Origin of the sequence: Dehalobacter sp. DCM (assembly GCF_024972775.1) — a bacterium.
Lineage (GTDB): Bacteria > Bacillota > Desulfitobacteriia > Desulfitobacteriales > Syntrophobotulaceae > Dehalobacter.
The window spans coordinates 1,192,193-1,207,129 of sequence record NZ_CP092282.1 but is presented as its reverse complement, the minus strand read 5'-3'; the positions used below and the strand labels follow the sequence as shown (position 1 = coordinate 1,207,129).

The window sequence follows — 14,937 nt, the reverse complement described above, 5'->3', positions numbered from 1 at the left end:
ATTGCGCCGCCTACACCTTTTCATCGACCAACAGTCCGACAAAATCATCCAACGAACTTAACATATCCAAAAGCTTCTTGGGCGGAACCTCACTTAAGACTTCGCCGCTGTCTTCATCAATGATTTTTACCATTACCCGATTGGTTTTATCGTGAATCTCGAATTTCATGCGTTTATTAATCAAACCTAAAAGACGGTTCATTTTCTCGGCAGCCTGCTCCACTTCTTCCCGAGGAACATCCTCTTTGGCAGCCGACGCATTCTCTTTCTTATCGACGACGAGCTGGGGCAATTCATCGTTGCCGCGCTGCAGCTTCTGCCCGGAAAATGTATCCGCCGGCAATACCGGGAACTGGTTGGCAATAGGTTGGATCGGCGTTACCACGTCTATCGCCCTCTCTTCCTAATTGAATTCTCTTCCTTGAATAATTAAAGTCTTTTCCTTAATTTGAATTCTTTTCTTTGATTGAAGAACCGGCCGGCATTAAGCCGGCCGGATAGTTAGTTCACACAAAGTTTTAAACCGGCAAACTTCGGGCGAAGAAGCCTAAGATATCAACCCAAGAGTTTAAGCACTGCCTGGGGTACCTGGTTGGCCTGGGCCAGCATGGCTACACCGGCCTGGCTGAGGATCTGGCTCTTGGTGAAGCTGGACATTTCCTGTGCCATATCGACATCTTTAATGGTCGATTTGGAGGAAGTCAGGTTCTCGGCTGCAGCCTGCAGGTTGTTAATGGTGTGTTCTAAGCGGTTCTGCATGGCACCGAGGGTGGAACGCTGAGATGATACACTCTCTAGAGCGTTGTTTATGGTTGTAATTGCCGTGTTGGCAGCTGCTTGGGTGGAAATATCTACACCGGCTACAGTATCTGCCTGAGCAAGAAGAGTTCCATCAGCATTAAACGTTGCAGCGGTAGATGCCTGTTGAGCTACTACTAAGGTTGCCGTACCATCAGCTAGAGCACCGAGCGCCGTTGAATCAATCTTCATTGTTCTACTAGTAGCTGCATCACCAACTGTAACAGTTGTCATGTCAGAATATACAGTTTGTGCAGAACCAATGTTTACAGCTCCAACAGTAGTCTGAAGCTGAATAGTATCTTTTGCAGCAGCTAAACTATACTCGGCTGTTTCATTAACTACAGCTGTATTTGTAAATGTAAAGGTTGCACCTTTATAGGTCATGACGTTTGCAGCAACAGCCTGAGCAGTCCAAGTTGTACCACCGTCAGTAGAAATCTCAGCAGAAGTTACAGCAGCGCCACTACCTCCTGCAGCAACTCTTATCCTTAGACTTTCGTTTCTTGCACCGGTGAAAGTACCTCCTGATGTAACACCACCTGTGACACCGTCAACATTTTCAGTTGTAGAAGCAACAGTGTGATCTACGACAAGATTATATGTCTGGGCACTTAGACCTCTACCAAGATTAGCAGTAGGAATATTATTTGCTGTTAGAAGCGTGCCATTTGCAGTAAAAGTTCCCGCTTGATTCTGACCAGTAGCTACGCCAAGTGAGAACGCGTCCATTGCAGCAACAGAAAGACTTACGTTTTGTCCGGCGTTAGCACCAATATGGAAGGTGTCATTTAAACCGCCAGCAAGCAAGTTCTGAGTATTGAATTCTGTGGTATTGGAAATTCTTGTTAGTTCTTTAGCTAATTGGTCTACTTCTGCCTGGAGTTTTGTACGGTCACTGGCAGTATTAGTGTCGGAAGCAGACTGAACAGCCAGTTCTCTCATTCTTTGCAGAATGCTGTGAGATTCGCTCAAGGCACCTTCTGCAGTTTGAATCAAAGAGATCGCGCTGGAAGAGTTGCTGATGGCTTTGTTCAAACCGTTGATCTGACCGGTCATTTTCTCGGTAATGGCCAGACCTGCTGCATCGTCGGCAGCCTTGTTAATCCGGTAACCAGAGGAAAGTTTCTCCAGAGATTTCTGCATCGTACTCTGGGTACTATACAGACTACGTTGAGCATTCAAGCTCGAAATGTTAGTGTTGACTATCATGTATATCCCTCCATGAATTTTATTCGTTCCGCATCCTTGCAGAACGTCTTTACTTGAGTTCCCAGGCCGGTCTGGAAACTATTTCAATTATCTTATCGGAATAAGTTTTATGGTTCTTAACAAGCATATTTGATCAAAATATACGCCTTAATCTTAATTATCTCTGAATTTCTCATTATTTCTTTGTTTTTTGGCAAATTATCTTAGGGATGCATTTTGTTTTAAGTTACAATAGTTAACATAGTAAATTTGCATGTAGACAATCAAGAGACAATCAGAGACAATCAACAATCAAGAACAATCAAAAGGGCAATCAAGAAGGCAATCAAGGGGACAGAAGCAATCAAGGGGACAGGTACCGTGATTTAGCAATCAAGGGGACAGGTACCGTGATTGGTAAGTGCTATCGGCAATCAAGGGGACAGGTACCGTGATTGGTAAGTGCTAGGGTCAATCATGGTACCTGTCCCTGTGATTACCCCGGGTCAATCATGGTACCTGTCCCTGTGATTACCGGCAATCAGGCAATCAAGGGGACAGGTACCGTGATTGGTAAGTGCTAGGGTCAATCATGGTACCTGTCCCTGTGATTACCCCGGGTCAATCATGGTACCTGTCCCTGTGATTACCCCTCTGTCCCTGTGATTACCCCTCCCTGTGATTACCCCTGTGTCCCTGTGATTACTGTGATTACCCTGTGATTACCTCTGATTACCTCTGTCCCTGTGATTACCTCCCTGTGATTACCCCGGTTGCTGCTCGGTTGCCTTAAAGTCAGGAAATGTCAGATTCGTCACCAGTGACGAATCTGACATTTCCTGACTTTCGGATGAGGAACGGGATGAATTTTGTGCTGAATAACTCGAAGAACTATAACTTGAAAAACGCTGAAAACTTTGAAGTTTATTATCATATGGATCAGCTTTTTATATAAGTCACTCTGTTTTATCAAGCACTTACGTACTATCTGGAAATCCAAGCAACATGTAAATAGAGCAAAGATTTTGGATAGGCTAGTTTTACTCTATCGCTATACACCTTCTTGTTTTGCGGTTACGCCTCTTCTACGTAGAGCTAAAAAGGATGTGAATATTCATAGACAATTATGTTATCATATATGATAACATAATTGTCATAACAGACATATAATATTAAGGGAGGCGGCAGATTGGACTGGGAAATAGAAAAAAATACCTTTGTACTGCTGCATGGCTTTGTAAAGAAAACCAATAAAACACCAGAAAAAGAGCTTGAAAAAGCATTAAGCTATAAATTGGATTATGAAAGAAGGTGTCAAGATGAGTAAAGCAGGAGTGAAATTTGAAGATATTAAGGCAAGATTGATGAGGGACGAGGAATTTAAGGCAGAATACGAAAAACTAAAACCCCGTTATGAGTTGATCGCACAAATCATTGATGCTCGGAATCAGCTGAACATTACTCAGGAAGAGCTTGCCTTACGTGTTGGGACACAAAAATCCAACATATCTCGTTTTGAAAGCGGTGACTACAATCCTTCGTTGGATTTTGTCATTAAAATCGCCCGCAGCCTTGGCAAGGAAATCCATATTACAATTAACTGAATTAAGCAATCAAGGGGACAGCAGGTCGTGTGATTGTCCTTTGATTGTCTGTCCCTATGGTTGTCTGTCCCTGTGATTGTGCTGTGATTGTTTTGTCCCTGTGATTGCCCCAGTAAAAGTAAAAGGATTCCTCTGCCGGTAAACCCAGTAGGAGAAGGGACTGGGTGTAAGTCAAATTACCAACCGGTTGGTAATTTGAAGCATATGCCGCTGGACTTCGGGTGGTGACCCACAACCATTTGAACGTAAAGAAATAGAGCAAAAACCTAACGTCAACGAAGTTTTTGCTCTATCTGCCGACAGCAATCTTAGATAGCCGCTTGCGTATGTTGCCTCTGTTGTCAATTATTTGTGATCAACTTATTTCTTTTCTTTCTCCATTATTCTGATTTGCAGCATTTCTTCTAATACTACTTTTGAATTCTTTTCCTCTGCGACAGCAGCAAGCATCGCTTCTTTATTTTGCTTCTCGATCTCTTCCACCACTTCACTGCGCAGAATTTTGACATCCTTCGGGGCATTAATGCCGATCCGGACCTGATCGCCGCTAACAGCGACGATTGTGATTTCAATATTATCGTTAATGATGATCTTCTGATCGATTTTCCGAGATAAAACGAGCATTAGCCGGCAACCCCTTCCCTGACGCCTGTGTTATCTTCCGTCTGCAGCTCAGCAAATAGAGGCTGTCTGGATAAATAGCGCTCCTCACTTAAAATAAACTGGGCGCCTTTGGCGCTTCGGCGATTGATAATGAGCGGTGCGCGCAGGTTAATGGTAGTTTTTTTCATATCCTGTTGACACAGGGTTAATATCGCCCAGACCTCAAGTAAATCATCGGCAGTAACCTCCAAAAGCTCTGCCTCATCCGGATCCAGCTGGACAGTCGATAGATAGTCTTGAAAAAAAGCTTGCGGCCTGACGATAATAAACCGGGCATGTTCATCCTCTGTTGCTTTTAGACTGGCCAGCAGCGTGTCTTCCTCTTCCACAAGTCCGTACTGACAATAAGCGTCAAATCCGGGAATACATCTGGGAAAATCAATAATGGTCCGGTTCATGCCTATCACTCCTTCAGTGGTATTACTGTATTGTCTTTCCGACAGTGATTTGTATCCCAGTACTTCTCACGTGCCTGGGATTAAACACGTTATTCCTGAACATCAACGATCTGCCCCACCGCCTCAATCTTCAGATACGGTTCTTGTTCCCAGTACACTTTCAGCAGGGGCAGTGCAAAATTGTCGATGCTTACCTCGCCCCAATCCTCAAGCTGCGTCTCTGTCCCTCCCAGCTGAGCCTGAAAATCCAGTGTCGACGGGATACCGCGCATCGAGATCGAAGGCAGCGGCACAACCGCAAGTTCCTTCTCACCCGGCTCGGCGAAGCGGCTGACGATCTCGGGAATAGTCGCCCGGTTGGTCGTATCAGCAAAGACATAGCCTTGCTGAACCGTTTGCTCGAGGTTTTCCAGGAAGTCTCCTTTGGCTTCTTGGGCAAATAACATGGCCCTAATCTCCGGGCCGCCATAGCCTAATGCCTGGCGCACCGCGGATGTATCCACGTGCACATCCGGATAAGTAGACGACAGCTCAATCTCCGCAGGCGCTTGCTGAATAGCCACCTCCGCCTTTCTGACGTTCAAATCATAGCTCGCTTTAGGGATGTCCAGACCGAGCTGAGGCGGTTGCCGGTAAAATTGCAGGTCAATCATGGGAGCACATCCTTAAAAGGTCTTTACCGGATGAAATCAACCAGCGACGGCTGGATGATCTGAGCGCCAACAGATAACGCCGCTTTGTATGTATTATTGACTGCGTTAAAATCCATGATGGTTTCCGCCAGATCGGCATCGCGAACAGCCGACAGATTCTGCTTGAGGTTCATCACATTATTAACGAGCTGATCACCGATCGTACTCATGCGATTGGTTCTGGCTCCTAATTCTGACCGTAAGGCCAGAAAGTTATCCAAATGATCATCCACTTCAGCCAAGGCTTCATTGATCTGGGTCTCGTCGCCGTTGGTCAGCGCGGAGCTCAGTTTATTCAAGGTACTGAAAAAGCTGGAACTTTCCGTGCCATCGCCATTGTGGGTAATACCAAACAGTTTGGAGCCTTCAATCGCCACCCCCACCGCCACATTCGGTCCAACTTCCATTTGGATCACTTTATCATTCCCTTCCCATTGGGTCAACGTAAATGGAACGGTAGCACTCCCAGAAAGCGGCGGCGTGTCAATCTTGCTGCCGGAAAATATATATTTGGAATTCACCTGGCTGTTGGCCATAACCTGAAACTGCATGTTAAGCTGATCCACTTCTTTGGCGATTTGGGAACGGTCGTCATTAGAGAGAGAACCATTGGCCCCCTGAACTGTCAATTCCCGGATTCGTTGCAGCATGGACGTCATCCCGCTTAACACACTTTCACTGGATTGCAGATAAGCAATCGCTTCATCGGCGTTGGTTTTCCATTGTTCCATGGTGGTGATGGAACTGTTGAACCGAATAATCGTCTCGGTGCCAATCGGATCATCCGAGGGTTTGGTAATCTTATTGCCGGTTGCCAGCTGATTCTGCAGCAGAACCATTTTTTGATTGGATTGTTCAAGATTGCTTAATAGATTGTGGGATAAAATGTTATTGCTTACCCGCATTTATCGTCACCTGCCCCGAAATTATTTAGTGGTGCCCATCCCCAAAAGATTATCAAACATGCTGTCCAGCATCGTAACCAAGCGGGCAGCGGAACTATATACCTTCTGAAATTTTATAAGGTTGGTCATTTCCTCATCCAGGGAAACACCGGAAAGTTGTTCGCGCTGAGTATACATTTGTTCGACTAGCACGGATTGACCTTTCACCATTCTAATCGCCTGCTCCGAGTTGACCCCCAAATCCGAAATCATCGATCCGTAATAATCGGAAAAAGAGGTGCCCTTCACCGGATTCGCACCGTTTATTCCAAATATATTCTGCCCGATTTGCGTCTCTATGCTGCTCCAGCCACTGGCCAAAGAGGATATGGCCAAAGCCACGGTGCTGTCTCCGACTTCCAGCGGATTCACTCTCGTACCGGAAGCGATGCGGTTATAGTTCTTTTCAACAACCGTGTTGATCTGAATGTTAGCGGCGGTTATCGCTGTCCCGTCACTGGCTGCAAAAAAATCAATTCCTGTGGATTCCAATTCAAGACCCTGCCCTGTACGATGCAGCACATTAACCGCATCGGCGATGCCTGCTGCCAACGTATCTAAGCGCGAGCGAATATTATCCAAGTAATTATCCCGCATGGTGATATTGGCGGCCAGCTGTCCCATATTGGTGCCGAGATCGATCCAGTTGCTGGCAACCGCCGGTGTAAAGCCGAGATTTGCCATACTGTCATGGACTGAAAGATCAAGGGTAAACGTGTCGCCGTCGGCAGGCGCTCCGACGACAGTCACGGTGATGCCCGCTAAGGTAAGGCCGGCTGCGGTCAGCGGCGGGATGCTATTGTCCGATAACTCCCACGTACTTGTGGTCCCGTTATAGGTTGCCTTCAGGGTATTTCCTTTGCCCGAATAGGTTCCTAAGGCGGTCATGCTGGTTACCGCACCGGTATTGGAAGAAGCGTCCGCCAACGGAGCCGGATCAGTGAATGTACGGCCCAAACTGCCGGTGACGGGCTCAAAGGCGATTAATGACGTACCCCCGGAGGTTCCGGAGGTAAGCGTTAAGTGTCCTCCCGCATAGGCGACGGTAATATCCGCCTGTCCCGAAACACTATTAATCACGGTTTGCAGGTTGGCTGCCAAGTCTGTCAGGGTATGCCCCGGCGACCCGTCATAGGTGCCGCGTATACTGGAAAGATCCACATTATAACTCGTGCCATCGATATTGATGGCAATCTGTTCGCCGTCGCTGATGGTTAGCGGCACGGTGACTGCCGAGCCGGTATTAACAGCCGGAGAAGCTGCGTCAGTCCAGACTACCCTGGTGAAACCATCCACCGTTGGGGGTGGGCTTTGAAGATGCCGTACCGTTTGATAATCAACCAAGACGTTATCCGGATCGTTTTCATTGCCAATAATGACTTTATAATTATTCACCGTGCGGTCAGTAAATGCCGGATCACGGGACTCAACGACTTTGACCGGAACGATTTTGGATAATTCGTCCACCAGACTGTCTCTTTGATCTCTTAAGTCGTTGGGATTATCCCCTCTTACCTCGCTATTTTTGATTTGAATATTAAGGGCGCCAATCTGTTCGGCTATCGTGTTAATCTTCGTTACTGCCGCTGTCACACTGCTGTCAAGATCATTCTGAGTTTCTGTCAGCTGCGTATTCATATGATGAAACGTATCCACCAGCGTCTTGGTTTGTTCAATCAGCGAGGTTCGCACCCCGGCATTTTGCGGGTTGTTGGCTAAGATACTCCACGAATTCCAAAATTTGGTCATATCATTACTGAGACTGTAAGTCGACGGTTCGTTCATCATACTTTCAAGCAATTCGAGTGTGTCTTGCTGCACGGACCAATATTCAAATTTGGAGGTCTCAGATCGGAATTGCACATCCAAATAGGCATCCCGGGCCCGGGACACCGTATCCATAGTTGATCCGGTCCCCAGTGTCATGAACTTGCCTCCCGCTGTCAGAGTTATGGGCACCGAAGTTTTAAGCTCCGCTATTTGGCGGGTATAACCCGGGGTACTGGCATTGGAAATATTATGTCCCGTAACCCCTAACGCCGCCTGCTGCGAGCTGAGCGCTCGGCTCGCTAATTCAAGACCAAAAAATGTGGAATTCATAGATTATTTCCCCTCTGAACCGTATTGCCGATCGTAACAGTTTCTATCCATTTTTCACCGTCCGATCCGCCGGCTATTCGTCTTAAATACTTCGGTCAATCACTTTCAAGCTGTTTGGTTGGACTCTATTGCCTTTATCTCCCGGGTTACTGTACGTCGTCTGCCGATCATTCGTCAGCAGCCGAACTGTAAAGTTAACCAGTTTAACAGCATTTTCAAGCAACTGGGTATTGACTTCATGCAGATTACGCAATTCTCCGATAACCGACTCTAAATCAATTCTGACTGATTCTAAACTGGGAAAGTTGGCGGACAGGTCAGTAAGCGTAATATCGTCACTATTTTTCTGTGTTTCTTTGGCAAAAAATTCTGCCCAGTGAAGTCTTTTTTCCTCTAAATGTCCGACTTCGAGCAGAATGGTTTCTTCCTGGGCGGTAATTGTATCAATTTTTTCAATCACATTTTCAACGAGGGCTTTTTGCTTTTCCTGCTCCAATTCTACTAAGCGGCGATAGATCGTAATTTGCTGTTTAAGATTGTTTTCTAAATCGGCAACATATTCGGTCATTAATTAACCTCCTGTCTCTTTGGAAGAAAGGATGCCTTCTGCAATCGATGCCGCGTCAAAACTGAATTCACCCTTGGCAATCTGTTCAGATATAGCTTTAACTTTATCCTCCCGAATATCCGGCAGTTCTTTTGTTTTTTGCACCAATTTCTGATAGACCTGGGCATCCTGGGATACATTTATGTTATCTTGTTCCGTGATAGGATTCGATCTTTCAATTTTAGCAGCCCGCGATACGGCTTGTATGCCGCTCACAGATGGTGTGGACGTTCCTTCGATTTTCATACTAACACCAACCCATTTACGCATTATTTGTTTACCAATACATAAAAGTTATCGTCTATTGATCCTTCAACCTGAAAACCCATTTTTCCAAATTACCTCTTCCATCCTTTCATTTTTATACCATTACTTCATTTTTCAACGCATATTGTTCTATTTTAAATGCAAAAGACCCAAATAATTTTCTTGATTTAAAGACTATTTCATCTGGTTATCAGAAAACAGGAAGACAACGCAGGATCAGAGAAAATCTGCCGCTAGAATATATACGATTTAGGGTAAATAAGGTACCAACTGAAAACATTTTAAAAAACCCTTCATTTTTTGGGTTTAAATGACGTTAATATAAATAGTATACTTATTCATAGAGAGATTTTACGTACAGAGGCATATTGCTGAGAAATGATATCCCATAGTACAATATCCGCAATACATTAGGAGGAAATAATACATGGATATAACCACGATTCTGGGTTTGGTTATCGGGTTATTTGGCATATTATTTGGCTTTATCCTCGAGGGAGGACATTTGGGAGCTTTAGTCGGTATCCCGCCCTTTCTTATCGTTGTCCTTGGCACATTGGGCGCTACCGTGATCGGCATCCCCCTCAAGGAGCTTAGAAATCTGCCAAAATGGCTGCGAATTGCTTTCACTGACCATGCATTTGGAGCGGAGGATGCGTATTTCAAGCTGGTTCATTTTTCTGAAAAAGCCCGGCAGGAAGGCCTCTTAAGCTTGGAACAGGAATTAGATAGCATCGAAGATACATTTACCCGTCAGGGTATGCAGCTGGTTATTGATGGTACCGACGCCGAAATAACAAAAAATATTTTGGAATCCAAAATCAATGTTATGGAAACCCGCCACCGGTTTGGCATAAGCTTCTTTGAATCCGCCGGCGGTTATAGCCCTACCTTGGGAATCATCGGGACTGTAATGGGACTTATCCATGTACTGGGTAATCTCTCCAATTCAGACCAATTGGCGGGGTCCATTGCAGCTGCTTTTATCGCCACGCTTTACGGTGTGTGTTTTGCTAATCTGATCTACTTGCCCATCGCGACAAAACTAAAATTAAAAAGCCAGATGGAAGTTCAGAAAATGGAAATGATCCTGGACGGAATCATTTCCATCCAATCCGGGGAAAACCCTTTCATACTTAAAGAAAAACTCAAAACACACCTGGGCTATATTCCGAATGCGTCAGGATATCCTGAAATCATGGCAGATACTTTTGAATAAGAAATGGTGAACCTATGAACAGAAGGCACAGAAAACTGCAAACACATACTCCCGGACAGGATCGTTGGCTGGTCACCTACTCTGACCTGATAACGTTGCTTATGATTTTCTTCATCGTTATGTATTCAATGAGTCAGTTAGATGCCAAAAAATTCAGAGCAATTGCTGATTCATTAAGCGTAACGCTTGGCGGTGCTGCGTCGTCTGAGCTCGATCTGTCAACTTCTTCAGTCGGTCCATCCGTCATTGAAGGCGGGAAAGCTTCTAATCCCGGCTTACCGGGCCAAGTAAGCCCAAATAGCTCTGAGCCGACGTCATTACCTGCTAATGAGCCAGCGGACAGCAGCCCAAATACGCAAGAAGATCTCACCATTGAAGGAATCAAAACCAAACTTGACCAATTCGCCAAAGAAAACGGTATATCGGGTAAACTGAATTCATCAATTGAAGAAAGGGGCTTAGTCATCAGCATTCAAGACACACTGTTATTCAGCAGCGGTTCCGCTGATATTACCCCGAAGGCAAGCAACATACTCAAAAAGATCAGTTCCGTGCTTGATGCTTCGCCAAATTATATTCGTGTGGAAGGTCACACCTGCAATCTGCCGATCCATAATGCTAACTTTCCAAGCAATTGGGAGCTTTCAGTTATTCGAGCAACGAACGTTGTTCAGCTGATGGCGAAAGAAGGCGGCATCAGTCCTCTCCGTTTATCCGCGGTGGGATACGGTGAATATCGGCCTGTCGCCGACAATAACACGAAGCAGGGGCGTATCGCCAACCGTCGGGTCGACCTGGTCATCCTTCGTTCGAAGTATGACGTTTTGGAGCCTGGCCGTTATAGCACGGAATGAAGCACAAATCAATAAGCGATGCTTCTGACCGCTTTATAAACCACAGAACAGATCATATCCAATTTTTCTTTGTTAATATGCTCTGCCGTATCCTCAGGCGTATGGTTTAGCGTAAGCCACTCTTTGCTGAGTAACGTCACAGCAGGTACCGTTGTTCCTTGAAAAGCGAACTCATCACTATGGTGTCCCCCGCCTGATGCGGTTTCTATCATCGCACCGTTAACCCGGGCAGCCTTCTTCAAGGTAGTGATCAGTGACGCGGATTGCTCGCCGGCTGACCAGAGAATAAAATCACTGACGGCACCATAAGCCACCGTATCCACATTGATCACCCCTCGAATTTGTTCCAAGGGTATGAGCGGGTTTTGGATAAAATACCTTGAGCCTCGAAAACCCATTTCTTCACCGCTCCAAAAAGCAGCCGCAATATTGATTTTCGGTCTAAACCCCTCACGTTTTTCTTTAACTAATCTGCGCATCACTTCCAGGATACAAGCCACACCGGACGCATTATCGTTCGCACCGGGATAAAGTTTGCCGTTATAGATACCGAGATGATCGAAATGAGCTGACAGGATTAACGTCTTATTGTGATTTTCTCCTAATATCCCGCCGACGATGTTAGCCGCCGGAATTCGTAATGTATCATTCGCGTCCGGACGAAAAAGGGCCCTGCCATTGATCACAGTTTCTTTCATCGCCGGGATAGAAAATAGCTGCCAATAATTATCCCCACTGAATGATTTTAAACCCAGTGATTTAAACTGGGACTCAAGATAGACAAGAGTCCGTGTCTCTCCGGCCGTACCGGCTCGTCGCCCTTCAAGATCATCACCGGCTAAAACCGTGATATCATCCATCGCTTTTCTGGAAAGCGTTTGATCCGAAGGAACGATCATTTCTTCACTGACATCACTACCAAACAAAACGGCTGGCCTTCCCAAAAGATTCCTGACAACGTTCCCACAAATTCCCGGCAATGCAGTCCAAGGCAGGATAAATGCTGTTAAACCGGCGGCAATTTTAATAAAAATTCGGCGCGAAATCATAGAGCTGATCCTTTCATGAAGGGAATGATCGCATTGAAAATAAATGGTACAAATCAAAAAAGCAATATGGATGCCAGTCATCAACTGATTTCGGGAAAAAGAGACAGCAACTTCAGCACCATTTTATCACAATCAAGGCAATTGAAAAGCAATGAACTGGAGGTTTTTATTCAACGTCTCGATATTGTCGGGAAAAAGCTTTCAGCAACGAAATCCATCGAGAACCTAACCGAGTTTAAAAATTTAGTCAAAGGTTTTCTGCAGTCGACATTCGGAAGGAGCCGGACGATGCAGGAAGACACGCTCTGGGATTTTCGGGGTCAACCCAAAATCATGGCACACGTCAATAAAATTAATAAAGCATTAGAGGACCTCGGGCAGGAAGTACTGAATACCCAAACAGAACCTCTGAAGATTTTGGAGAAGATTGGAGAAATCAAAGGTTTAATCATCGATCTATTGGCTTGAAGACCGGTGACGGATATTATGTGAACTCTAATGCGTAAGGAGCAGATCACGATGGCATATTTTACAGGCACTATTACTGACTATTCCAAATTTGTCCAAGCGTTTCATTCCATCAGCGGACTTGATCTCAATTTTTACAAAGAGAACCAGATGAAAAGACGGATTCTGAATTTCATGAGCCAGCGGGGATATCAGGAAAATTATACTGACTTTATCCGCAACCTCAATCAGGACCAAGTCCTATATGACGCCTTTTTCAAACATTTAACTATCAATGTGACGCAATTCTTTCGCGATGTTAAGCAATGGGATATATTTCGTGAAACGATAATACCCACACTTCTTAAATCGCGTTCGTCATTAAGAATATGGAGCGCCGGCTGCTCTGCCGGTCAGGAAGCCTGCACAATGGGTATTATTCTTACTGAATATTTCCCCAATGTCAATTACAGTATCGTGGGAAGCGATATTGACACCAATGTCCTGAAACAAGCGCAATGTGGTGTATACGACGAGAAGGATTTCGCCAGTACACCACCCAAGCTGATCGATAAATATTTTACGGTTCAGAACAAAAGATACCAAATAAGCCAAAACATAGCGAAAAACATTACGTATAAAATGCAGAATCTGCTCACGGACCGATTTGAGCGCAGCTTCGACCTCATTGCCTGCCGCAATGTCGTCATCTATTTTACGGATGATGCCAAAGATACTCTGTATAAAAAATTTACAGATTCTCTCAATCCTGGCGGGATTCTCTTTACGGGAAGTACTGAGCACTTATTCAGCAAAGGCCAACTCGGTTTAAATACTGTCTCTTCATTTTTTTATCAGAAATAACCAGAAAATCCGAAATGATGTTCCGCATACAGGCTTCCAATAAGCTACCTAAATACACTATCCCTATTGTAGCTGATTGACATTGTATTATCTACCAGACTATAATTAATTTCGTATATCGAAAGGGGGTAATTGCCATTTCGGATAGACCTCCATTAACGCCTGAAGAGGCCGCCCAAATACTAAAGATATCCCGGTACACCCTTTACGAATTGATTAAGCGCGGCGAAATTCCCGCACGTCGGATCGGCCGCAAGATCCGGATCGATTACGACATTCTTATGCAATATTTGCAGGGAGATTCTCATTTCAAGCGTCCTCAGGAACGTGGCGAAGTTCATAATGACAACCCGTCGGACAGTGGCTTCCGGTTTGTAGGCAGTCATGATATGGTTATCGAACTGCTCTCGGATTTTTTGAAGCATTCGCCATCGCCTTTTGATTTAAAGACGGCGTTTAAAGGAAGCATGGAAGGGCTGATCGCGCTATTCCGTAGAGAAGCAGAGATTACAGGTATTCATCTTTGGGACGAAAGAACTGATGAATATAATATCCCGTTCATCAATCATTTGCTTCCATCCGAATCCCTATTGGTCGTTAATCTTGTTCAAAGGGTTCAAGGCTGGATCGTCCCCGAAGGGAATCCCATGAATATCACATCCTGGGATGATTTTAACCGCAGGGAACTTCGGTTTGTTAACCGTCAGCGGGGATCAGGCACACGGTTACGTCTGGACCATTACTTAATGTCCCATGAAATCCCTGTGAGCCAAATTCAAGGGTACGAAAACATAGAAGATACTCACTTGGGTGTTGCGTTACAAATTGCCAATGGCGAAGCCAATGCTGGTATTGGCATTCAAGTGGCTGCACAAAAAATGGGTTTGAGCTTCATCCCGCTTTTTAAGGAGCGATATGATTTGGTTATCCTCCGCGAGACAGCAACCCAATCTGAATGGCAGCAGATCCGAACGGTTTTAAACATGCCTGCATTTCACCGGGCGATTGAACAGCAAGCGGGATACGATGCTTCGCTAACCGGCCAGATCATCTTTGAGACCCCGAATTTCAATCTTGGCAGAAAAAAATAAATTAGAGAAACGTAAGCTAATGCAATTTATGCAAGACGCATATCAAAGACGAATATGCGTCTTTTTTACATCTTTTTTATTCATTATAAGTTTTCATAATTTTTTTAAAACTTAACCACAATAACCAACTTAAACTACCTATTATAAAC

At 45.0% G+C, this 14,937-nt stretch carries 19 protein-coding genes; 8 read left to right on the top strand and 11 right to left on the bottom strand.

Annotation, left to right across the window (positions count from 1 at the left end):
- Positions 1-10: 10 nt before the first annotated feature.
- Complete coding sequence (locus LPY66_RS05795; protein ID WP_337987148.1) at positions 11-385, bottom strand: flagellar protein FlaG; 375 nt, start codon at positions 383-385, stop codon at positions 11-13.
- Positions 386-555: 170 nt separating this feature from the next.
- Complete coding sequence (locus LPY66_RS05790; protein ID WP_337987147.1) at positions 556-2,010, bottom strand: flagellin N-terminal helical domain-containing protein; 1,455 nt, start codon at positions 2,008-2,010, stop codon at positions 556-558.
- 434 nt (positions 2,011-2,444) lie between these two features.
- On the opposite strand from LPY66_RS05790, the gene LPY66_RS05785 reads away from it, so the two are divergent.
- The 3 genes from LPY66_RS05785 to LPY66_RS05775 all read left to right on the top strand — a co-directional run bounded on the left by LPY66_RS05785 (position 2,445) and on the right by LPY66_RS05775 (position 3,593).
- The gene (locus tag LPY66_RS05785) at positions 2,445-2,573 is read left to right on the top strand and encodes a hypothetical protein (protein WP_337987146.1); all 129 of its coding nucleotides are present in this window, start codon (positions 2,445-2,447) and stop codon (positions 2,571-2,573) included.
- A gap of 605 nt (positions 2,574-3,178) precedes the next feature.
- Positions 3,179-3,316: a type II toxin-antitoxin system RelE/ParE family toxin gene (locus LPY66_RS05780; protein ID WP_443112461.1), complete on the top strand. Its 138-nt coding sequence runs from the start codon at positions 3,179-3,181 to the stop codon at positions 3,314-3,316.
- Complete coding sequence (locus tag LPY66_RS05775; protein WP_337987145.1) at positions 3,309-3,593, top strand: helix-turn-helix transcriptional regulator; 285 nt, start codon at positions 3,309-3,311, stop codon at positions 3,591-3,593. The genes LPY66_RS05780 and LPY66_RS05775 overlap by 8 nt, the downstream gene beginning before the upstream one ends.
- Position 3,594: 1 nt before the next feature.
- Here the strand turns inward: LPY66_RS05775 and LPY66_RS20975 are convergent, their stop codons facing one another.
- The 8 genes from LPY66_RS20975 to flgM form a co-directional block, all read right to left on the bottom strand.
- Positions 3,595-3,828, bottom strand: a complete 234-nt coding sequence (locus LPY66_RS20975; RefSeq protein ID WP_443112477.1) for a DUF3102 domain-containing protein — start codon at positions 3,826-3,828, stop codon at positions 3,595-3,597.
- A gap of 125 nt (positions 3,829-3,953) precedes the next feature.
- Complete coding sequence (gene csrA, locus LPY66_RS05770) at positions 3,954-4,217, bottom strand: carbon storage regulator CsrA (protein ID WP_337987144.1); 264 nt, start codon at positions 4,215-4,217, stop codon at positions 3,954-3,956.
- On the bottom strand, positions 4,217-4,654 hold the full coding sequence (gene fliW, locus LPY66_RS05765; protein WP_337987143.1) for a flagellar assembly protein FliW: 438 nt from the start codon (positions 4,652-4,654) through the stop codon (positions 4,217-4,219). The genes csrA and fliW overlap by 1 nt, the downstream gene beginning before the upstream one ends.
- Before the next feature lie 89 nt (positions 4,655-4,743).
- Positions 4,744-5,307 carry a DUF6470 family protein gene (locus tag LPY66_RS05760; RefSeq protein WP_337987142.1) on the bottom strand — a complete coding sequence of 188 codons (564 nt, stop codon included), beginning with the start codon at positions 5,305-5,307 and terminating at the stop codon, positions 4,744-4,746.
- A gap of 23 nt (positions 5,308-5,330) precedes the next feature.
- A complete protein-coding gene (flgL, locus tag LPY66_RS05755; protein WP_337987141.1) occupies positions 5,331-6,251 on the bottom strand; it encodes a flagellar hook-associated protein FlgL in 921 nt (306 codons plus the stop codon).
- Between the two features lie 21 nt (positions 6,252-6,272).
- Entirely contained in the window at positions 6,273-8,390 is a 2,118-nt protein-coding gene (gene flgK, locus LPY66_RS05750) for a flagellar hook-associated protein FlgK (protein ID WP_337987140.1), read from the bottom strand.
- An 82-nt stretch (positions 8,391-8,472) separates the two neighbouring features.
- Positions 8,473-8,958, bottom strand: coding sequence for a flagellar protein FlgN (locus LPY66_RS05745; RefSeq protein WP_337987139.1), 486 nt, complete (start codon positions 8,956-8,958; stop codon positions 8,473-8,475).
- Positions 8,959-8,961: 3 nt separating this feature from the next.
- Positions 8,962-9,267 carry a flagellar biosynthesis anti-sigma factor FlgM gene (flgM, locus tag LPY66_RS05740; protein ID WP_337987138.1) on the bottom strand — a complete coding sequence of 102 codons (306 nt, stop codon included), beginning with the start codon at positions 9,265-9,267 and terminating at the stop codon, positions 8,962-8,964.
- 424 nt (positions 9,268-9,691) lie between these two features.
- Between flgM and LPY66_RS05735 the strand changes: the two genes are divergently transcribed.
- Both LPY66_RS05735 and LPY66_RS05730 read left to right on the top strand, forming a co-directional pair.
- Positions 9,692-10,483, top strand: coding sequence for a flagellar motor protein (locus tag LPY66_RS05735; protein ID WP_337987137.1), 792 nt, complete (start codon positions 9,692-9,694; stop codon positions 10,481-10,483).
- A 14-nt stretch (positions 10,484-10,497) separates the two neighbouring features.
- The gene (locus LPY66_RS05730) at positions 10,498-11,337 is read left to right on the top strand and encodes a flagellar motor protein MotB (RefSeq protein WP_337987136.1); all 840 of its coding nucleotides are present in this window, start codon (positions 10,498-10,500) and stop codon (positions 11,335-11,337) included.
- An 8-nt stretch (positions 11,338-11,345) separates the two neighbouring features.
- On the opposite strand, the gene LPY66_RS05725 is transcribed toward LPY66_RS05730, so the two are convergent.
- A complete protein-coding gene (locus LPY66_RS05725; protein WP_337987135.1) occupies positions 11,346-12,386 on the bottom strand; it encodes a M20/M25/M40 family metallo-hydrolase in 1,041 nt (346 codons plus the stop codon).
- 15 nt (positions 12,387-12,401) lie between these two features.
- Between LPY66_RS05725 and LPY66_RS05720 the strand changes: the two genes are divergently transcribed.
- The 3 genes from LPY66_RS05720 (at position 12,402) to LPY66_RS05710 (ending at position 14,788) form a co-directional block, all read left to right on the top strand.
- Positions 12,402-12,854, top strand: coding sequence for a YaaR family protein (locus LPY66_RS05720; protein ID WP_337987134.1), 453 nt, complete (start codon positions 12,402-12,404; stop codon positions 12,852-12,854).
- A 51-nt stretch (positions 12,855-12,905) separates the two neighbouring features.
- Positions 12,906-13,697 (top strand): CheR family methyltransferase, encoded by a 792-nt coding sequence (locus LPY66_RS05715; protein WP_337987133.1) that lies wholly within the window; start codon positions 12,906-12,908, stop codon positions 13,695-13,697.
- A gap of 86 nt (positions 13,698-13,783) precedes the next feature.
- Positions 13,784-14,788, top strand: a complete 1,005-nt coding sequence (locus tag LPY66_RS05710; protein ID WP_443112476.1) for a substrate-binding domain-containing protein — start codon at positions 13,784-13,786, stop codon at positions 14,786-14,788.
- Positions 14,789-14,937 lie beyond the last annotated feature (149 nt).

Excerpts from the sequence above, each read along its gene's own strand:
- LPY66_RS05735 (WP_337987137.1), top strand. The coding sequence starts at position 9,692 with ATGGATATAACCACGATTCTGGGTTTGGTTATCGGGTTATTTGGCATA.
- LPY66_RS05725 (WP_337987135.1), bottom strand. The coding sequence starts at position 12,386 with ATGATTTCGCGCCGAATTTTTATTAAAATTGCCGCCGGTTTAACAGCA.
- LPY66_RS05720 (WP_337987134.1), top strand. The coding sequence starts at position 12,402 with ATGAAGGGAATGATCGCATTGAAAATAAATGGTACAAATCAAAAAAGC.
- LPY66_RS05775 (WP_337987145.1), top strand. The coding sequence starts at position 3,309 with ATGAGTAAAGCAGGAGTGAAATTTGAAGATATTAAGGCAAGATTGATG.
- LPY66_RS05760 (WP_337987142.1), bottom strand. The coding sequence starts at position 5,307 with ATGATTGACCTGCAATTTTACCGGCAACCGCCTCAGCTCGGTCTGGAC.
- LPY66_RS05715 (WP_337987133.1), top strand. The coding sequence starts at position 12,906 with ATGGCATATTTTACAGGCACTATTACTGACTATTCCAAATTTGTCCAA.
- fliW (WP_337987143.1), bottom strand. The coding sequence starts at position 4,654 with ATGAACCGGACCATTATTGATTTTCCCAGATGTATTCCCGGATTTGAC.
- flgM (WP_337987138.1), bottom strand. The coding sequence starts at position 9,267 with ATGCGTAAATGGGTTGGTGTTAGTATGAAAATCGAAGGAACGTCCACA.
- flgL (WP_337987141.1), bottom strand. The coding sequence starts at position 6,251 with ATGCGGGTAAGCAATAACATTTTATCCCACAATCTATTAAGCAATCTT.
- csrA (WP_337987144.1), bottom strand. The coding sequence starts at position 4,217 with ATGCTCGTTTTATCTCGGAAAATCGATCAGAAGATCATCATTAACGAT.
- LPY66_RS05745 (WP_337987139.1), bottom strand. The coding sequence starts at position 8,958 with ATGACCGAATATGTTGCCGATTTAGAAAACAATCTTAAACAGCAAATT.
- flgK (WP_337987140.1), bottom strand. The coding sequence starts at position 8,390 with ATGAATTCCACATTTTTTGGTCTTGAATTAGCGAGCCGAGCGCTCAGC.
- LPY66_RS05730 (WP_337987136.1), top strand. The coding sequence starts at position 10,498 with ATGAACAGAAGGCACAGAAAACTGCAAACACATACTCCCGGACAGGAT.
- LPY66_RS05790 (WP_337987147.1), bottom strand. The coding sequence starts at position 2,010 with ATGATAGTCAACACTAACATTTCGAGCTTGAATGCTCAACGTAGTCTG.